The 4,620-nt window shown below is 36.2% G+C and carries 7 protein-coding genes; all 7 read left to right on the top strand.

The window, feature by feature from the left end; genetic code table 11:
• Positions 1-99: 99 nt before the first annotated feature.
• Complete coding sequence (locus NGM62_RS21485; RefSeq protein ID WP_262250359.1) at positions 100-687, top strand: Crp/Fnr family transcriptional regulator; 588 nt, start codon at positions 100-102, stop codon at positions 685-687.
• A 69-nt stretch (positions 688-756) separates the two neighbouring features.
• Positions 757-1,374, top strand: a complete 618-nt coding sequence (locus NGM62_RS21490; protein ID WP_262250360.1) for a hypothetical protein — start codon at positions 757-759, stop codon at positions 1,372-1,374.
• Between the two features lie 32 nt (positions 1,375-1,406).
• Positions 1,407-1,913 (top strand): hypothetical protein, encoded by a 507-nt coding sequence (locus NGM62_RS21495; protein ID WP_262250361.1) that lies wholly within the window; start codon positions 1,407-1,409, stop codon positions 1,911-1,913.
• Between the two features lie 86 nt (positions 1,914-1,999).
• A complete protein-coding gene (locus NGM62_RS21500; RefSeq protein ID WP_262250362.1) occupies positions 2,000-2,923 on the top strand; it encodes a DMT family transporter in 924 nt (307 codons plus the stop codon).
• Positions 2,920-3,642 (top strand): GNAT family N-acetyltransferase, encoded by a 723-nt coding sequence (locus NGM62_RS21505; protein ID WP_262250363.1) that lies wholly within the window; start codon positions 2,920-2,922, stop codon positions 3,640-3,642. Before NGM62_RS21500 ends, NGM62_RS21505 begins: the two co-directional genes overlap by 4 nt.
• A 2-nt stretch (positions 3,643-3,644) precedes the next feature.
• Complete coding sequence (locus NGM62_RS21510; protein WP_262250364.1) at positions 3,645-4,280, top strand: NAD(P)H-dependent oxidoreductase; 636 nt, start codon at positions 3,645-3,647, stop codon at positions 4,278-4,280.
• 58 nt (positions 4,281-4,338) lie between these two features.
• The gene (locus NGM62_RS21515; RefSeq protein ID WP_262250365.1) at positions 4,339-4,593 is read left to right on the top strand and encodes an RteC domain-containing protein; all 255 of its coding nucleotides are present in this window, start codon (positions 4,339-4,341) and stop codon (positions 4,591-4,593) included.
• Positions 4,594-4,620 lie beyond the last annotated feature (27 nt).

Raw genomic sequence — 4,620 nt, forward strand, 5'->3', positions numbered from 1 at the left:
AAATCTAACTTAAACTGCTGTCCTGTTTTCGGGGGGAATTATAATAATGCGGTAGATAAATACATCAACTAAATTACTAACTTGCGGTTTTTTATTGCAATGAATGAATTACTGATACAAAAGTTTAAGGAAAAGATACATTCCTATTATCCGATTTCGGAAACCACATTTGGGGAACTTCTGAAAATGGCATCTGTTATCCATTTGAAGAAAAACGAAATATTGATACAACAGGGTTTTACAGGTCGCCAACTTTGCTTTTTGTATTCGGGCTATATGGTGGCATACATCAATGACGATGACGGACGGTCATACAACAAGAATATTTTTGTTGAGAGTGATTGGGTAGGTTCTATGGTTTCCAATATGTTACATAAACCGTCAGAATTTACCATTAAAGCCGTTACCGATTGTACATTGTTGAGCCTACCATACAAAAAATACAGGGATATGATTTTCCAAACGGACGACCTTAAACTCTTTTACATTCATTATCTCGAAAAGAATTGGGTTATAGACAAGGAAAAAAGAGAGGTATCTATCGTAATGGAGGAGGCACAGGTGCGGTATGAAAAATTGTTGCATAGCCACCCTGATATTGAAAAATATGTGCCTTTACAGGACATCGCATCGCATTTGGGCATTACACCCACACAGTTAAGCAGAATAAGAAAACAAACTAAATAACCACCTCTCAACATATGTAAAGAAGTTTCTCTATTCCAAAAAATACTTTTGCAGTATTTAATACGGAATATGAGAATTTTATCAATAAGTTGTTTGTTACTGATTAGCTTTCTATCGAATGCCCAACAGCCATCTTACCAACCCGAAATAGTTGCAGGACACAGGTCATACACCTATCAGCACAATATTTTTCTTCCTTTAGCGAAGTCTTGGACATTTTCAAATCTCGCCTATTTTGACACAGAGTATTTGAACAATGACAGAAATATCTATTCGATAAGAACAATGATATCTTATCATATCTCAAACTCTTTCCAATTAAATACAGCAGTTGGAATGAAAAATCCGGGAACATTTTCCACTGTCAGCTTGCAATATAACTATCAGAATAAACGGCTGTTTTTTTTAACCAATTTGGGTTGGTACTATCAGGATGGTTCTGCAATGGAACATTTTATTCTGGCACAATATACCGTACCGCTTACCTCAAAAACTGATTTGTATTTCAGAGGTCAATCAACTTTGGACATAAATGAAAGTGGTATTTTCAGAGGAGTACAACAGTTAAGAATAGGCATTGACAAAGGCGATTTTGGTATTGGCTTGGCAGGAGGTTTTGACCAATGGAATAATGCGGAAACTTCTGTCACGAATTTTGGAGTGTATGTCAGATATTTTAAAAAATAACCCGCTCTCAACATATGTAAAGAGACTATCAGATGCTTGAAAGTACATTTGGCAAAATTAAAATAGATAACATACAATTTTTCAAACTAAATGATAACACTATGGACACTTTCTACTCCAAAACAAGAAATTTGCCGTTTTACCTATTGACACTAACAACAATGGGAATTTCAGGTTTTGAAAAACTTTTTAGTTTTGAAATACCGAAATGGTATATTGAACAATTTTCAGGTTCGATAATCGATTTTTTTCCAAACGCACTTACCATAATGTGGGTAATGATAATGATACTTCAGATTAGCGCATTTTTGTTTACGCTTTTAGCCATTATAAAGAAAGAGTTTCGGGACGAAGTACAAAAAAACTGGTCGCAGATTGCGTTTTTACTTACCGAGATTTCATTTGTAATATTGGGGTTTGGGCAACGAATTATCCAAAACTATGATGTTGCTTTCTGGCTTTTTGCATATGCCGTGTTAACTTTTCTTGGTGCAAGAGCGGTATTAAAGAAAAACTATGAACATTCAGCAACAAGTTAATACCTATCCGGGTTTTTACATTCCGCTGATTTGATTTCTTATGGCATTCTTGAAAAGCGGATTTTGAATAATCACAATACAGTAAAATGAAAACAGAGCGAACAAAAATAACAGCCGTAGCATCGTTGCTTGCAAGTGCAATCATCATCGGGTTTTCGTATGTAGTACTGAAAATAGGTCTTAAATACGCTTCGCCTTTTACGGTACTGATTGACAGGCTTGTGATTGCGGTTCTTGTTATCTTCCTTTTAAAGAAAACAGGTGTAATAGCGATTGACAAAATAAGCAAAGAGCAAAAGGTTAAGCTGTTCTTTTTATCGGCTTTGTACCCCATTGCGTTTTTTCTGTTTCAGAATTTCGGTATAAAACACATCACAGCTTCAGAGGCTTCTATCATCTATTCGCTTATCCCAATCCTTACTACAATAGCTTCGGCAATAGTGTTGAAAGAAAAAACAACCCTGTTACAAAAGTTCGGGATTTTGCTTTCGTTTGGTGGAATGGCTTATATTTCTTTTCGTTCGTTCAATGGATTTTCGGATAGTGCAACAGGTTATGTGCTGATATTTTGCTCCTTGCTCTCAATGGTATTTTATTATGTGTTCTTGAAAAAGAGTATAGCCCAAATATCGCCTGTCAGTATTACTTATTACCTTGTTTTATTTGCCGTACTATCGTCAGTAGTGGTGTATTTGGGGTGGGAACTTATCAGCTTTCAGACATTGCCTGATTTGCATAGGTTGGAAAATAGCAGTTATATCTTGGCAATACCGTACTTGGGAATTTTATCCACGCTTGGTACATCGTTGCTTACCTCAATAGGTATTAAAAAACTATCTGCGGTGCAAACCTCTATTTTCAGCAACATAAGTCCATTTTTCGGAATTTTGGCAGGAGTGCTGATAATGGGAGACGTACTGCGAACGTATCAGATTATCGGTGCGGTCTTCATATTTACAGGAATGTTTATCAGCTTGAAATATTCAACAAAAAATACAGCAACATTATGAAACAGCAAAATATAGATAACCTCACATCATTGTGGTTGCTTGCTTCCGAGCCGTTCGGTGCTTACAGGAAGTCGGGAAGTTATAATATAGTGGAGTTGGATTTTTCGGAGTGGCCAAACAGGGTTTGGCAGAGCGAAGAAAACGCAAAAACCGCAATAGAAAACGTAAAAGAGATATTGCAACAATGCTCAACAAACCATACGTTCACAAAATGGAATGTATTACAGGACGATGAACATAAGGAGGCGGAAAATTTAGGATTGAGCCTTAAATCCATTCAAATAGGAATGTCGCTGAACTTGCAGAATTACAATATACAGTCGTCAAACCACCACTTATTTCTCGTCCAAGTAAATAATACCGAAAAGGCTGTTTTGTGGAGTGCTGTTTTTCAGCAATGCTTTGGTTATTCCATTTCGTCCAAAATCATTGAAGCAATAAAAGATGATGTTGCCTTTTATCTGATAAACGACAATCAGGATACGGTTGGTTGCGTGGCAACCTTTATTAAGGACAATCAGATAGGTATTCACAGTTTGGGCGTGTTGAATAAATATCGCAAACAAGGCATTGCAGAAACGGTAATGCACATCTTGTTGCACGAAGCGAAAAACAACGGACTGGTAAATGCTCATCTGCAATCTTCAATGTTGGGATTGGGTATCTACAAAAAAATAGGATTTGAGGAAATTTTTAAAATGTGCAATTATAAAATCTAACTATGCAAGTATTGAATAATTTAAAATGGAGGTATGCAACCAAAAAATTTGATGCAGATAAAAAAATCAACGATGAACAACTTTCCTGTTTGAAAGAAGCCATACGTTTGTCCCCATCGTCTTACGGCTTGCAACTATACAAAGTATTAATAATATCAGACCTCGAAATAAAGAAACAGTTGCAACCCCTTTGTTGGCAACAAAGCCAAATAACGGATTGCTCACACCTGTTTATTTTTTGCAGTTACAAAAACTATAATGATAATGATGTGGACGAGTATATTAAACTTGTAACTACGGAACAGGGGCTTGAATATACAACACTTGAAGGCTACGGTTCTTTCATCAAAGGTAAAGTTTCTGAAAAAACACCTACGGAGCAAACCGCTTGGCTTGAACGGCAACCTTATTTAGCCGTTTCTAACCTTATAATGGCTTGTGCAGAACAACAGATAGACACTTGTCCAATGGAGGGATTTACACCCGAAGATATAAACCGTTTCTTTCAATTAGATAATAAAAATCTGAATGCAGTAGTAATGGTAGCGGTTGGTTACAGGTCGGAAGATGATACCGCACAGCATAGAAAAAAAGTCAGAAAAGCGGAAAATGATTTGTTCGAAATTGTAGGAAGTTAAAATAGCGGTTATGCAGTAATAAGACAACATTTGGATATTACACGGAAAATTAGTCTTTATGGATAAATTTCACAATGAAATACTGAACAAATTAGAAACGGCAATCCACGAATTGAAGATTGCAGTCGATAGTCCTTTACAACAGATAGAAGCCATTATCTCTACTATTACGCAAAGCCTGTCCGAAGTAAAAGAATATGTGCTACAAAAAGGGTTCAGCAATGAAGACGAAGAAATCCGTTTTTTCAAACATCAGAAGCCTGTTATTGTCGCAAAGCTCATTTATTACAATGCCACACTAGTGTCCCATTAAAATTGGGACGTTTTAAAAATTAAATAA

Origin of the sequence: Parapedobacter soli, from assembly GCF_025460835.1 — a bacterium.
Lineage (GTDB): Bacteria > Bacteroidota > Bacteroidia > Sphingobacteriales > Sphingobacteriaceae > Parapedobacter > Parapedobacter soli.